This window comes from Pseudotabrizicola sp. 4114 (assembly GCF_031457365.1).
Lineage (GTDB): Bacteria > Pseudomonadota > Alphaproteobacteria > Rhodobacterales > Rhodobacteraceae > Pseudotabrizicola.
This window is the reverse complement of the sequence record NZ_JAVDWP010000016.1, coordinates 14,782-28,774: the sequence shown is the minus strand read 5'-3', so window position 1 is coordinate 28,774 and position 13,993 is coordinate 14,782. Positions and strand designations below refer to the sequence as shown.

The 13,993-nt window shown below is 60.4% G+C and carries 14 protein-coding genes; 5 read left to right on the top strand and 9 right to left on the bottom strand.

Translation table 11 applies throughout. From position 1 onward, the window contains the following. Positions 1-14: 14 nt before the first annotated feature. Positions 15-638, bottom strand: a complete 624-nt coding sequence (locus J2X53_RS20320; RefSeq protein ID WP_349039324.1) for a lytic transglycosylase domain-containing protein — start codon at positions 636-638, stop codon at positions 15-17. Continuing rightward, a complete protein-coding gene (locus J2X53_RS20315; protein ID WP_349039323.1) occupies positions 622-960 on the bottom strand; it encodes a hypothetical protein in 339 nt (112 codons plus the stop codon). Before J2X53_RS20315 ends, J2X53_RS20320 begins: the two co-directional genes overlap by 17 nt. A gap of 188 nt (positions 961-1,148) precedes the next feature. Here J2X53_RS20315 and J2X53_RS20310 point away from each other — a divergent pair, with 188 nt between their 5' ends. From J2X53_RS20310 to J2X53_RS20295, 4 genes are read left to right on the top strand one after another with little or no spacing between them, the layout of a single operon-like run. Next, the gene (locus tag J2X53_RS20310; RefSeq protein ID WP_349039322.1) at positions 1,149-1,559 is read left to right on the top strand and encodes a hypothetical protein; all 411 of its coding nucleotides are present in this window, start codon (positions 1,149-1,151) and stop codon (positions 1,557-1,559) included. Then, a complete protein-coding gene (locus J2X53_RS20305; protein ID WP_349039321.1) occupies positions 1,556-2,233 on the top strand; it encodes a hypothetical protein in 678 nt (225 codons plus the stop codon). Before J2X53_RS20310 ends, J2X53_RS20305 begins: the two co-directional genes overlap by 4 nt. Positions 2,234-2,249: 16 nt before the next feature. Continuing rightward, positions 2,250-3,149, top strand: coding sequence for an aldehyde dehydrogenase family protein (locus J2X53_RS20300; protein WP_349039320.1), 900 nt, complete (start codon positions 2,250-2,252; stop codon positions 3,147-3,149). 2 nt (positions 3,150-3,151) lie between these two features. Next, entirely contained in the window at positions 3,152-4,744 is a 1,593-nt protein-coding gene (locus tag J2X53_RS20295) for a GMC family oxidoreductase N-terminal domain-containing protein (protein ID WP_349039319.1), read from the top strand. A 115-nt stretch (positions 4,745-4,859) separates the two neighbouring features. On the opposite strand, the gene J2X53_RS20290 is transcribed toward J2X53_RS20295, so the two are convergent. Continuing rightward, a complete protein-coding gene (locus J2X53_RS20290) occupies positions 4,860-7,223 on the bottom strand; it encodes a transketolase (RefSeq protein ID WP_349039358.1) in 2,364 nt (787 codons plus the stop codon). A gap of 10 nt (positions 7,224-7,233) precedes the next feature. Next, positions 7,234-8,439 carry a methionine gamma-lyase gene (locus J2X53_RS20285; RefSeq protein ID WP_349039318.1) on the bottom strand — a complete coding sequence of 402 codons (1,206 nt, stop codon included), beginning with the start codon at positions 8,437-8,439 and terminating at the stop codon, positions 7,234-7,236. Between the two features lie 92 nt (positions 8,440-8,531). On the opposite strand from J2X53_RS20285, the gene J2X53_RS20280 reads away from it, so the two are divergent. After that, a complete protein-coding gene (locus J2X53_RS20280) occupies positions 8,532-9,008 on the top strand; it encodes an Lrp/AsnC family transcriptional regulator (protein ID WP_349039317.1) in 477 nt (158 codons plus the stop codon). 98 nt (positions 9,009-9,106) lie between these two features. On the opposite strand, the gene J2X53_RS20275 is transcribed toward J2X53_RS20280, so the two are convergent. The 5 genes from J2X53_RS20275 to J2X53_RS20255 are packed head-to-tail and all read right to left on the bottom strand — an operon-like array spanning position 9,107 to position 13,981. Further along, entirely contained in the window at positions 9,107-9,784 is a 678-nt protein-coding gene (locus J2X53_RS20275) for a TetR/AcrR family transcriptional regulator (protein ID WP_349039316.1), read from the bottom strand. A 32-nt stretch (positions 9,785-9,816) separates the two neighbouring features. Beyond that, entirely contained in the window at positions 9,817-10,413 is a 597-nt protein-coding gene (locus tag J2X53_RS20270; RefSeq protein WP_349039315.1) for a dimethylsulfonioproprionate lyase family protein, read from the bottom strand. Positions 10,414-10,425: 12 nt separating this feature from the next. Next, positions 10,426-12,063 (bottom strand): ABC transporter ATP-binding protein, encoded by a 1,638-nt coding sequence (locus tag J2X53_RS20265; protein WP_349039314.1) that lies wholly within the window; start codon positions 12,061-12,063, stop codon positions 10,426-10,428. Further along, on the bottom strand, positions 12,060-12,998 hold the full coding sequence (locus tag J2X53_RS20260; protein WP_349039313.1) for an ABC transporter permease: 939 nt from the start codon (positions 12,996-12,998) through the stop codon (positions 12,060-12,062). The genes J2X53_RS20265 and J2X53_RS20260 overlap by 4 nt, the downstream gene beginning before the upstream one ends. A gap of 2 nt (positions 12,999-13,000) precedes the next feature. After that, a complete protein-coding gene (locus tag J2X53_RS20255) occupies positions 13,001-13,981 on the bottom strand; it encodes an ABC transporter permease (RefSeq protein WP_349039312.1) in 981 nt (326 codons plus the stop codon). Positions 13,982-13,993: the final 12 nt, after the last annotated feature.

Below are 13,993 nucleotides of genomic sequence, written 5' to 3'. Positions count from 1 at the left end.
ATGTCCTTCCTGGTTCAGAGCTCGGTGAGGATGCGGTCATAGACCGCCAACACCTTCACGATGTGGGATTTGGTCTCGGCGTAGGGTGGCACTCCATCGTACCTGCGTACCGCTTCAGGCCCGGCGTTGTAGGCGGCAAGGGCAAGCTCGAGGCTGCCAAAGGTCGCCATCTGTTCCAGAAGATAGCGTGCACCGCCGTCGAGGTTCTCAATGGGGTCCGCAGGATCCACGTTGAGGTAATCAGCTGTGCCAGGCATCAGTTGCGCGAGGCCAATGGCACCAGCATGACTGATAGCCCCTTGGGTGTAATTGCTTTCGACCTTGATCATCGCCTGGAAGAAGGCCGCCCACTCAGCGGGCGAAAGCTCCAGCCGCGTCAAAGCCGGGTGGTCCTGATACCGGGTGGCAATCAGCCGGATGAGAGGCAGGACCTCCGGTGGGGCTGCAACAGCTTTGGTGCTGAAAGACGTATCGGCAGCAGCCTCAGCCCCCGCCCTCTCCCGGCTCTCTTCGTCAACCTGTTCGGGGCGAACGGGGACAATCAGTTGCCCCTGCCGATCATAGCGCAGGACGGATGCGTCGAGAGACGCAAGCCGAACTCCACCCCCCTGCCCTGCAGGCTCATTCCAGCGGATCACTTCCGCCCGGACGACTCCGCATGCCAGTGCATACAGCGCCAGCGACAGCAGGCACGTCGAGATGGTCGAGGTTGAGCTTGCCGAAGGCGAGCCCGAACATGCCGATCGGCGAGTTGACGATGCGTTCCCGCGCCAAGGCCGTAACCAGCAGGAAGCGCTCGCCGGCTGGGCTGACAACGTAAAACAGCCATTCCCCCGTGAAGCGGCTTTCGGGGTTGGGCTCAGAAACACACTCGATCTCAACAGTCGCTCCTGGAGTTGCGGCAAGCTTGCGGAAATCGCGTTCCAGCAAGACAGGCAATGCACGCCGTTTGGTATTCATGGGGTCCCCTCGGATCATCAACTGGGAACGGTGTATCGCAGATTCTTTGTTGAGACGATGCCTATCAAAAAGTATAGCACATTCAACACAAAAATGACAAACACGACAAAGAGTGCCGAAATCGCTAACGGTTGAGGGATCGGATGTTCAGCCGAGGCCAGCGGTCAGAGGCTCCCCTGGTCGGAACAATGGCACCGGAATGTGAGGCCGCAAAGTTGAGAAAATCCCAAGAAACATTGAGTTATCATCCGCCACCAAGCGCTGCTTCCTGGTCGCGCAAGGTGAACCCACTGCGTCGGCAAGCCCGGCTTCTGCCCGCAATCTGCGTTGGGGTCGCGGTGAGTTCCGCATCCTTCGCACAACCAGAGGTGATTCGCTGTCCGTCGCCAGAAGTGCCGGTCACCGAGCTGCCAGCGGCGGTGCTCACCGAGTACCGCGCGGAGATAGCGGCCGAGTTCGAGGCATATTTCGCAGATCTGAGCGAGCATATCGCCTGTCTCGACGCCGAGCGCAGCCGCGCTTTGTCTGAAGCCCACTCGGCCACCAAGGCCTATTCAGCCTTCCTCAACATCCCCCCAGCCGAAAGGGACCTCCCGTGAAACCTCTCCTCCCTGCCCTGTTCCTTGGTCTTGGACTCTCAACCGCGACCACCACTCCTGCAGCAGCCTACCCGGTGGACTGCGCCATCCTTCTGTGCCTTGCCGGTGGCTGGCCCGTGTCTGCAGAATGCGGTCATTCCCACGCGGTCTTCATCCGCCGCATCACGCCCTGGCCGATCGAGCCGCCGCTACAGATCTGGAATTGTCCGATGCGGGTGGGTTTACGCGGCGAGCAACGGCCGACTGAGCGCCTTTACGACATCGTATTCCGAGCTGATTTGCCTCCGGCAGCACTGTCGCTGCCGGTAGTCCCGGCCTCGCCGATCCTTGTCGATGCTCAGGCCGATGTCGACATTTCCGACCCGGCCTTCGATTTCGTCCGCTCGATCCGGGTGTTCCACATCGAGCGGGCAACCCAATACTGGCGGGGTGGAAACAATGACGTCTGCCATCAGGCGCAGAGCGTTCAGCTTGGCAGCTATGGCGTGCAAGGCGACTTCATCTGGCAACGATCCGATGTCGGAGCGGTACCGACCGCATTTGACGGCTTACAGGGCTGGAGAGGATCGCACGCCTACGATTCAGCCAGTTGTCCGCGCCTCAACCAACGCGCCGTCTTTGTCGAATGGCGCGATCACGAGGGCAATTACGGTTTCGAGCAGGTGAACTACTGATTGCTCCCGATTACTTGTGACCGTCATCGAAGGCGGCGTCGCGGCATCGACGGCGCTGCTGGCTTTGCCATTCGACCACATCTTCTTCACCGGCAGCCCTGCGGTCGGGAGGATCGTCATGGCCGCGGCGGCAAAGACGCTGGCGTCGGTTACGCTGGAACTGGGTGGCAAGTCGCCCACAATTGTCGGGCCGGATGCAGACATCCGGCAGGCAGCGGCCTGGATTGCATTCGGCAAGTTTGCCAATGCCGGCCAGACCTGCATCGCACCGGACCATGTCTTTGTTCACGCCTCGGTCAAGGACGCGTTTCTGGCAGCCCTGCGCGAACGTATCCGCAGGGCCTACGGCGACGGAGCTGCCAGCCCGGACCTGGCTCGGATCGTGAATGATCGTCAGGCCCGGCGACTGTCAGGACTGCTGCGCGATGCCCTTGCAAAGGGGGCCCGGGTGACGCTGGGGGGCGCGGTGCACGATTGCAATATGTCCCCGACGCTGATCGAGGCGATCACGCCGGAGATGGACATTGATCACGACGAGATCTTTGGTCCCATCCTGCCAGTCATCGTTTATGACGACATCGACGCAGTGACGCATCAGATCAACGCCCGCACAAAACCTCTCGCGCTGTATGTATTTGACACATCGCGGGCGCGGATCAATGCGATCATCGCGGCCACAAGCTCTGGCAGCGTGGGTGTCAATCTGACGATGGCCCAGTTCACGCATACGGGGCTGCCGTTCGGGGGCGTGAATACCTCTGGCATCGGCGCGGCGCATGGACATGCCGGGTTTCGTACCTTCAGCCATGAACGCGCCGTGATGATCAATCGCTATTCGCCGCTGCCGATGATTTTCCCGCCGTACACGCCGCGGGTGAAGCGACTGATCGGCCTTTTCAAAGGTATTCTGGGGTAGATATGTTCGACTATATCATCGTCGGTGCCGGTTCGGCCGGTTGCGTCCTCGCCAACAGGCTGTCAGCGGACCCCGGCACGCGGGTCTGCCTTGTCGAAGCAGGCACGCGCGACCGGAACCCGTTGATCCACCTGCCCTTGGGACTGGCGTTGCTTGCCCACAACAAAAAGCTGAACTGGGGCTATGAGACAGCACCACAGGCTGCGCTGAATGGCCGGCGCCTCTATTGGCCGCGCGGCAGGACACTTGGCGGATCCAGTTCGGTCAACGCCATGATCTATGCCCGCGGCCATCCTGCAGACTACGACGGCTGGGCGGCTGCCGCCGGTCCGGCGTGGAGTTGGGACCGCGTGCGCGCCCTGTTTCTGCGAATGGAAGGCAACACGGCCCTGTCGGATGCGCACCACAATACGACCGGCCCGCTGTCGGTCAGCAATTTGCGGCACGTGAACCCCATGAGCCGCGCTTTTGTACAGGCCGGAGTCGAGTGTCATTTTCCCGAGAACCCCGATTTCAATGGCGAGTGCCAGGACGGAGTCGGCATCTATCAGGTCACACAGCGGGACGGCAGACGCTTCAGCGCGGCCCGCGCGTTTCTCGGCCCGGCGCGGGATCGCCCCAACCTGATGATCGAAACCGGGGCACAGGTTGAACGCGTGATTTTTAAGGAACGACGCGCTGCCGGGGTGCAGATACAGGGTCGCGTGCTGCAGTTGAATGCGGGGGGTGAAGTGATCCTGTCGGGCGGTGCCATCAACTCACCGCAGATCCTGATGCTGTCAGGCATCGGCCCGGCGGCAGAGCTGGCGCGTCACGGTATTCCGCTGTTGCACCCTGCGGTGGAGGTTGGTGAGAACCTGACGGATCACCTCGATATCACGGTCATGTCATCTACCCGGGGACGCGAACCAATGGGAATGGCCCCCAGCTTTCTTCCCCGTGCGGTCAAGGCCGCCTGGCACTTCGTGACCAGCCAGACGGGCGAGTTGACATCGAATGTGGCCGAGGCCGGGGGGTTCGTAAAATCCGATCCGTCGCAGGTTCGCCCGAACCTGCAATTCCACTTCCTGCCGGCCTTGCTGCGGGACCACGGCAGGCAGATCACCTGGGGGTATGGTGTGACCCTTCATGTCTGCGACCTCTTTCCGAAAAGTCGTGGCCGCATCCGGTTGAACAGCAACGATCCACTCGCCCACGCGGTGATCGAGGCGAACTATCTGACCCATCCTGACGACATCGCCGTCCTGCTGAAGGGCCTGCGGATCGCCCGTCGCGTTTTGGCCGCACCTGCCCTGGCCAACCTCCTCAAGACCGAGCTCGCGCCGGGCGAGGCCCTGACAACGGACACAGACCTGACGGCGGATATCAGGGCCCGGGCCGAGTCCATCTACCACCCGGTCGGCACGTGCCGCATGGGTCAGGACGCGGCCTCTGTTGTCGATCCGCAGGCTCGCGTGCGGGGGGTGAATGGCCTGCGGGTCGTTGACGCCTCCATCATGCCGACAATCATTGCGGGAAATACGAATGCGCCGACGATGATGATCGCGCAAAACGTGGCCGACATGATGTTGAAGTCCAGCACGGAAAGCCGATGATCGCGGCCAATTAAAAACCGGCTGCACCGGGAGGGCGGAGGATGATGACGAGGTTCGGCGCCTCAAAGCGCGCAGACGTCCCCTCAGAAACGAAGGCACAGGTGCTTGCCCAGTTTCATGGAGCAGAGCATTTCCGGCCGAGTGTCAACTCACTCGCCGATTGAACCAGGGCTTTGGCATCAATAGCGAAATGCCGGTAGAGATCGGCAATGGTGCCGGTCTGGCCGAAATGCTCGACTCCGTGTGAAATGGTCTTGTGGCCTTGAACGCCCCCGAGCCATGACAACGTAGCGGGATGGCCATCAATTACCGTCACCAGCACGCAATTGCGCGGCAGAGGGGCGAGCAAGGCCTCGATATGCGACTGCGCGCCCACAATCCCGTTCGAGCGTGCGCGTTGGGCCGCGGTCCAGCCAGCGTTGAGCCGATCTGCCGAGGTGATGGCCAGAACGCCGATATCGCGCCTGCCTTGTGCTATGAGGCCGGCGGCCTTGATTGCTTCGGGCGCAACAGCCCCTTGATAGGCAATGACAACCTCGCAGTTTGGACCTGGCTTGCGCAGCCAGTATGCGCCGTCTATCGCGCCTTGACGAAAGGCGTCGTCGGCACGCCGTCCTGGCTGTTCAATCGGGTTCGTGGTCAGGCGCAAATAGACTGAACCCCCGGTTTCATCCCGCAGCCAGGTACGCTCATCGGGGTCGCCTTCACCGTCTTTTTGCATATAGGCGAAGGCCCATTCCATGATGACGGCCAGCTCATCCACAAAGGCAGGCTCAAATGCCGCCAGACCATCTTGCGACATCCCGATCAGCGGTGAGCTGATGGATTGATGCGCGCCGCCCTCGGGTGCAAGCGTAACGCCGGACGGCGTGCCGACAATAATGAAACGCGCATCCTGATAGCAGGCGTAGTTCAGGGCATCGAGACCGCGCGACACAAACGGATCATAGACAGTGCCGATCGGGATCAGCCGCTTGCCAAACACTGAATGCGAAAGCCCGGCTGCTGCCAACAGCAGGAACAGGTTCATTTCCGCAATGCCGAGTTCGATATGCTGACCCTCTGGCGCGAATTCCCATTTTGCGGTCGAGGGGATATTTTCCTCTTTGAAGGTATCGGCCTGATGCGACCGCGCAAACAGTTTGCGCCGGTTGACCCACGGCCCAAGGCTGGTCGTGCCGGTGACATCAGGTGATGTCGTGACGATACGCGCGGCCAGCAGGCTGTCGCCCTTTGACAGATCATCCAGAATTTTACCAAAGGCCATCTGGGTTGAGATTTCCCGATCCGAGGCCAGAGCGATCCGGGGCACCGGGATCACGTCATCCCTGAACCGCCGTGGGCCTTTGGCGAAAAATGGCGTGCGGGCGAGATAAGCCTCAAATCCGGCAGTGTCGACGATGGTCGAGAGCCTGTCCCATTCCTCACCGACGGGCACGCGCATAAATTTTTGCCAGTCCGCCATCTGGGTCTTGTTCATCAGACCGCCGTGGTTGTCCTTATGGCCAGCAATCGGCGTGCCCCATCCCTTTATGGTGTAAGCCAGAAAGCAGACCGGGCGATCATGGTCGATGGCCGCAAAGGTTTCGGCCATCGTATGCACACAATTGCCGCCGAGGTTTTCCATCAGGGCCGCCAGTTCAGCGTCATTGCGCCGGGAAATCAATGCGGTGACATCACCCTGATCGCCCAACGCATCCATCAGACGCTGTCGCCACACAGCGCCCCCCATAAACGTCAGGGCAGAATAAAGCTGGTTCGGGCACGCGTCGATCCACTGGCGAAGCTTATCGCCGCCCGGTTCCTGAAAGGCTGCGCGTTGCAGCCGGCCATGTTTGACACGGACAATATCCCAGCCGAAGGCGTCAAATATCTGCTCGATCCGCCTGAACAACCCTTCACGAACCACGCCGTCCAAAGACTGGCGGTTGTAATCAATGATCCACCAGCAGTTTCGCAGGCCATTTTTCCAGCCTTCCTGCAGGGCCTCGTAGACATTGCCCTCGTCAAGCTCGGCGTCGCCGACCAGCGCGATCATCCGGCCCTGCGGTTGATTGCCGCCCCAGGATTTGGCCTGAATGTAGTCCTGCACGATGGATGCAAAGGCGGTTATCCCTGCCCCAAGGCCCACCGAACCTGTTGAGAAATCCACATCATCCACGTCCTTGGTGCGCGACGGATAGCTTTGCGCGCCACTATATCCACGAAAGTTTTCCATATTCCGGCGGGTCTGGTTTCCCATAAGATATTGGATTGCATGGAAAATTGGTGCCGCATGCGGCTTCACTGCAACCCGGTCTTCGGGGCGCAGGGTTTCGAAATACAGCGCTGCCATGATCGATACCATCGAGGCTGACGATGCTTGGTGGCCGCCGACTTTGATCCCGTCAGCCTTTGGTCTGATATGATTTGCGTTGTGGATCATCCAATGGGACAACCAAAGCAGCCGCTGTTCAACGGACTTCAGATGCTCTGACATAGTGTCCTCCTTAGGCAGCGTTGCGGACAGGAGGCACCGGCAGCGCCTGTGCCAGATCTGCGATGACATCTTCAATGCCTTCAAGACCGATGGACAGCCGCACCAGCCCCTCGCTGATGCCATGGGCTGCACGTTCTTCCGGGGTATAGGTCGAATGGGTCATACTGGCAGGGTGCTGGATCAGCGTTTCAGCATCCCCAAGCGATACCGCGCGGGTCACAAGTTGCAGCTTGTTCATCATGGCACGCCCTGCATCCATGCCGCCTGCCAGTTCGAATGCGATCATGCCGCCGAACTGCGACATCTGTCGTTTGGCCATCGCGTGCTGTTCAAAACTGGCGAGACCGGGATACCAGACCTTCTCCACCGCGTATGACTGCTCCAGAAATGCAGCGACGGTCATGGCGCTTTTGCAGTGACGATCCATGCGCAGTTCAAGCGTTTTGAGGCCACGCAGGATCAGCATCGCGTTAAATGGGGCCATTACCGCCCCCGTCATATCCTTCATCCCGAACAGGCGGATCTGACTGACCAGTTCGGCGGACCCCACAAGCAGCCCCGCCACAAGATCGCCATGCCCGCCAAGATATTTGGTCGCCGAATGAACAACGATGTCGGCACCGTGCGTGATCGGCCGGGTCAGGTAGGGCGTGGCATAGGTGTTATCCACCACTACAAACGCCCCGTGATGGTGCGCGATGTCAGAGATCGCGCGAACATCCACCAAACGCATGTTGGGATTGGCGGGCGTCTCAAAATACACCACCTTGGTTCTGGCGCTTATGGCCGCACTCAGGGCGTCCGGATCGGTCAGATCGGCATGGGTGACGATCACCCCGAATTTGGCCAGCCCGTGGCGCATGAAAGAAAAGGTGCAGCCATACAGGGTCTTGTCCAGAATAACCTCATCCCCGGGGGCAAGCAGCGTCCACATCGCGGCTGTGATCGCGCCCATGCCTGACGCAAGCGCAAGACCGGCTTCCGCACCTTCCAGCATAGCAATCCGCCGTTCCAGCAGATCGCAGGTCGGGTTCGAGATGCGCGAATAGATATGGCCCGCACGTTCGCCCGCAAACATCTCACCGCCGGCTTCGGCAGTCTCGAACGCGTAGGTCGAGGTCAGATGCAGAGGCGGTGTCAACGCGCCCTCATTCGCCATCGGATCATAACCGTGGTGGATGGCCAGGGTTGAAAAGCTTGGGGGACTGTTACGCATCTGCTGCTCCTGTCGTGTCAGAGCAGAATAGATTGGAAAGTGCGGCCTGAAATTGCTATGTATGCTAGGAATGTTGGGTGTATTAGCATAAAATGTCAAAAAATCAGAAAATAGATGAGAAGGATCGCCAGATTATCCGCACCCTTCAACGCAACGGACGGATGACAAATCAAGACCTCGCCGCAGCGGTTAATCTGTCTCCGACACCCTGCCTGCGTCGGATCAGGCTGCTTGAGCAGAGCGGTGTCATCAAAGGCTATGGCGTTGAAATAGATTCTGACATGTATGGTCTGCCAGTTACCGTTTTCGTCCGTGTCAGTCTTGACCGGCATACGGAAGCCAACGTCAAACAGTTTGAACAGGCGATGAGCAAGATCGACGCCGTGCTTGAGTGCTACATGATGACGGGCGTTTCAGATTACCTGCTTAAGGTCATCGTTGCTGACCTGTCTGATTACGAAACCTTCGTGCGAAAGCACCTGCATCCGATTGGGGGCATCGCGTCGATCGACAGCAGTTTTGTGTATGGGGTTGTCAAGAAAAGTGGCGTTTTCCCGATGATAGGCTGAAGGTGGTGGCGCTTTTCAGCGAAGATGCGGTCATGGCAGCGCCGCCTTCTGCCGACAGTATCGGCCCGGGCCGAACACCCGGCAAGCCTTGCCCGTTATCAAACCTCGGCGTGGTGTTTGCGTGCGAAGGCCTTGAACATCTCAAACTCCTCATGCGTCGCATCGCGCCCGCAGAACGCATGGATATAGGTCGGTACGTGGCTTATCCGGGTTTTCATATCCTCGGGGAAATCCAGAGTGAAATGGCCGATCTGCGTAAAATACAGCACTCGCGCCCGGATCTTGGCATCTTCCTCGGCATAGCCATGGCGCAGAAACATGTGGCTCAGCGCCTCAAGCCGCTGGTGGTCGGCATGGGCGACAATGGCGCTGACTTTCTTGGACCGCCGCCCCCATAGCCGCACGGCAATATCGAGTCGCGAGTCGAACAGTGTGCCGTCAACCCAGCATTCAAACACCGCCAGGATGCCAAGGCTGATCGTCGCACAGGGTCGCATCGCCCGTTCGATGATCGGGCCCGTATTGCGGTGCAGCCAGTACTCCAGCATCTGATCATGCAGATCCTGACTGCTTTTGAAAAACCAGTAGAAACCTGAACGCGATACCCCAAGACGGCTGGCGATGATCTGGATCTTCACCCGGTCGATCCCGTCATCCACCAGATACTCCAGCGCCAACCTTAGCCAGTCTTCACGCGTGGTGCGGGGCGCCTGCGCGTCAGGGGCCAGACCTGATGGATCGGTCGTGCGGGCGTGGTCCACCTGATTTTGATCCATGACGGCTCCGGTCTGTGGCAGATTGCGGGGTTTCATGCAGTGTCACCCATCAGCCAAATCGCCACAAGCGGCATTTGCCCCGCCCGCATGCTGTGCAAGATGCCGGGAGTGTTATAGAATGTCTCTCCGGTACCAAGTGCAAGCCAGCCATCGCCATCATGGCGAAAATCGCCGGGGGACAGCAACAGATACAGCTCTTCCGGCGGGTGGCTGTGCATCGGGTAGGCGACCTGCGGTGCCACGAGGCTGAGGCCGATGGCAAAGCGATGCTGGATTTCCAAACCGGCGGCACCGAGGACCAGGGTATTCACATGACCCTCAAGAAAGCCGGCGCTCGCGGTGTCGTCGGTGCTTTTACTCTGCCGCCAGTGCAGTTGTGGGGCAAGTGCCGCGATGGCATCGGCCACAGCACAAAGGTCGGCGTTGGCCCGCGCCGTGGCCAGTCCCGGCGGCAGGTATGACAGCGCGGACAGATCGGTTTTGCCGGGCGTGGCCGATGCCTCGCCGACATGGTTCTGGAAAGCACCCAGCACCTTTTGAGCGATATGGCGCCCTTCATAGTCGCCCCTTCTCAGAAGCACGTCGTCCAATGCGCCGAGGAACGCAGCAATGGGGGCAAGCCGGGTCATCTTCATCTGGCGTCAGGCCGCGGGCCGGAACCTGGCCACATCCGGCACGGCTTCCAGCAACATGCGGGTATAGGCGGCTTGGGGCGCGTCAAAAATCGCATCCACTTGCCCCTGTTCGACCATGCGGCCTTTGCTCATCACGCCGACATGGTCGCACATTTTGCGGACCACGGCCAAATCATGGCTGATCAACAGATAGGTCAGGCCAAATTCATCCTGCAACTGCGCCATCAACTCCAGCACCTGCGCCTGCACTGACACATCCAGTGCCGAGGTTGGCTCGTCGCAGACGATGAACTCGGGCTGGCTGGCCAGTGCGCGGGCAATGGCGATCCGTTGCCGCTGACCGCCCGAGAACTCATGCGGGAATTTGCGTATCGCGGCCGGGTCGAGGCGGACCTGTCGCAGCAATTCGGCCACGCGATCCTCAATCTCGCTGCTGTTCTGCGACAGCGCTGCGAGGGGTTCAGCAATGATGGTGCCAATGCGCCAGCGCGGGTTGAGGCTGGCGTAAGGGTCCTGGAAAATCATTTGCGTCGCGCCCTTGCGGCGCGGCTGACCCTTCTCCCAGACGTCCTTACCGTCGATCATTATCCGGCCAGAGGTGGGACGGATCAGATTGACGATCATCCGCGCGCAGGTGGATTTGCCGGACCCAGATTCGCCGACCAGCCCGAAAGTGCCGCCCCGCTTGATCTGGAACGAAACATCCTGCACCGCCTTATTGACCTTGCGGTCACGGCTGAGCACGCGCTCAAGCAACGATCCGGTCAGATCAAAGCTGCGGCACAGACCTTCGACCCGCACCAACGGCTCGGCCACCGGAGGCTCCGGTCGGTCGCGGGTCTTGTCGCGGATCGAGGGAATCGCCCCGATCAGCCGCGCGGTATAGTCTTCCTTCGGCTTCCACATCACCTCGGATACGGGGCCAGCCTCGACGAGGTGACCCTTGTTCATCACGATCATGCGCTGCGCGGTTTCGGCGATGGCCCCCATGTCATGTGTGATCATCATCACTGAGGCACCGCGCTTGGGGCAAAGCTCCTTCAGCACCGTCAGAATCTGTGCCTGAACCGAGACATCCAGCGCCGAGGTCGGCTCGTCTGCGATAATCAGCGCAGGTTCGGCAGCCAGCGCGAGGGCGATCACCACCCGCTGCCGCATGCCGCCGGAAAACTGGTGCGGATAGGCCGCAAGCCGGCCCGCCGCATTCTCAATTCCCGCTTCCTCCAGCAAGGCAATTGCCCGGAGCCGCGCTTTGACCCGGTCAAGCGGCAGATGGCGGCAGATCGTCTCGATTAACTGATCCCCGATGGTGAACAGCGGGTTCAGGCTGGTCAGCGGATCCTGAAACACCATCCCGATCCGCTTGCCGCGAATGAGGTTCATCGCCTCGGGCGGCAGGTTATCGATCCGCTGGCCCTGAAACCAGATTTCACCCGAGGTGATCCGCCCCGGCGAGGCCAGCAACCCGATGATAGCCGAGCCCGCCATGGACTTCCCGGCACCGGATTCCCCGACCACGCCCAGAATTTCTCCGGGCATGATGTCGAAAGACACGTCATCCAGCGCCCGGAAATTCCCGTGACGACCGGGAAAATCCACCGTCAGATTGCGAACCGAAACCAATGCGTCAGAAGTGGCGGTCATTTGAGCCTCGGGTTCAGGGCGTCGCGCAGCCAGTCGCCAAGCAGGTTGACCGACAGCGTCAGCAAAACAAGGACAAGCGCGGGGAAGAACAGGATCCACCACTCACCAGAGAACAGGAACTGCTGCCCGATACGGATCAGCGTTCCGAGCGAGGCCTGCGTGGGCGGCACCCCGACGCCGAGGTAGGACAGCGTCGCCTCCTCGATCACGGCGACGGCAAGGCCAAGGGTTGCGATCACCATCACCGGGCTGATCACGTTCGGCAGGATATGCCCGAACAGGATGCGAAACCGCCCGGTCCCCATCATATGGGCGGCGCTGACATAGTCCTTCTGCCGCTCCACCAGCGTGGCGCCGCGCACGGTCCGTGCGAATTGCGCCCAGTTCGACAGGCCGATGCTGAAGATCAGCACCCAGACCGCCGCCGCATCCTGTGTTGCGGCAGGAAGGAAACCGCGCGTCACGCCAAAGACCAGCAGCGCAATCAGGATCGCCGGGAAGGAGAGCTGCACATCGACGATCCGCATGATTGCGCTGTCCCAAGCCCCGCCGAAATAGCCCGCAACGATCCCCAGCGTCAGCCCGACGATCAGCGCAAATCCGGTGGCCATCACGGCGACGAACAGCGACGTCCGGCTGCCGTAAAGGATGGTCGACAGCACGTCACGCCCCTGAATATCACTACCAAGCGCAAAGTAATTGCCCATCAACGAGACCGACATCGGCGGTGTCTGCGCATCCATCAGGTTGACCGTGGCCAGGTCGAACGGGTCATGCGGTGCAATCAGCGGTGCCAGCAGGGCGGCACCGACGATCAGCACGATCATGGCCGCCGCAATCAGCGCCGTGGGTGAACGGCGGAAGGAGTACCACAGGTCAGAATCCCGAAACCGGCGGGAGGATGTGGTTTTCTCAGGGGGGGATATCAGCGCCATCATCAGGCCCTTTTCTGACTGTCAGCGCGAAGCCGGGGGTCAACGATGAAATAAAGGATATCGACCACGAAGTTGATCGTCACGAACAGCAGCGCGATGAACATCAGGTAGACCGACATCACCGGCACATCGACCGCCTGCACCGAGGCGATGAACAGCGATCCGACGCCGGGCCACTGGAACACGCTTTCCGTCACCACCGAAAATGCGATGATCGACCCCAGCATCAGACCCGCCACGGTGATCACCGGCACCAGCGTGTTTTTCAACGCATGGCGGAAGTTGATCACTCGCTCTGACAGGCCGCGGGCGCGGGCAAAGCGGATGTAATCCTGCCGCAACACCTCCAGCATTTCGGCCCGGATCAGGCGCATGAGCAGTGCGGTCTGGAACAGCGCAAGTGTGAAGGATGGCAGGATCAGCGACCGCAGGCCAGAAGAGGTCAGAAACCCGGTGGACCAGCCGCCAAGCTCGACCACCTGCCCGCGCCCGAATGATGGCAACCAGTGCAGTTCCACCGCGAAGACATAAATCAGCCCGATCCCGATCAGGAAGGTCGGCAGCGAGATGCCCACAAGTGACACGGCCATGATGATGCCAGTGATCCACGAGCGGTTTTTCAGTGCCGTCAGCACCCCCAGCGCCGTGCCCAGCACCAGTGCGATGATGGTCGATGTCACCGCAAGCTCGACCGTGGCGGGCAAACGCTGCATGATCAGACCCAGAACGGGCTGTTGCAGGCGGTAGGACAGGCCGAACTCGCCCTGCACCGCGTTGCCGATGAAACGGGCGAACTGGAACACCACCGGATCATCCAGCCCAAGCCGGTCGCGCAGCGCCGCGCGGTCGGCCATGGTGGCATCCTGCCCCACCATCGCCTCGATAGGATCGCCGGCGAACTGGAACAGCACGAAGGCCAGCAGAGATACCGCGAGCATGACGAAAACCGACTGGATCAGCCTTCGCAGTACAAAAATGAGCATGGCTGCTTTCCC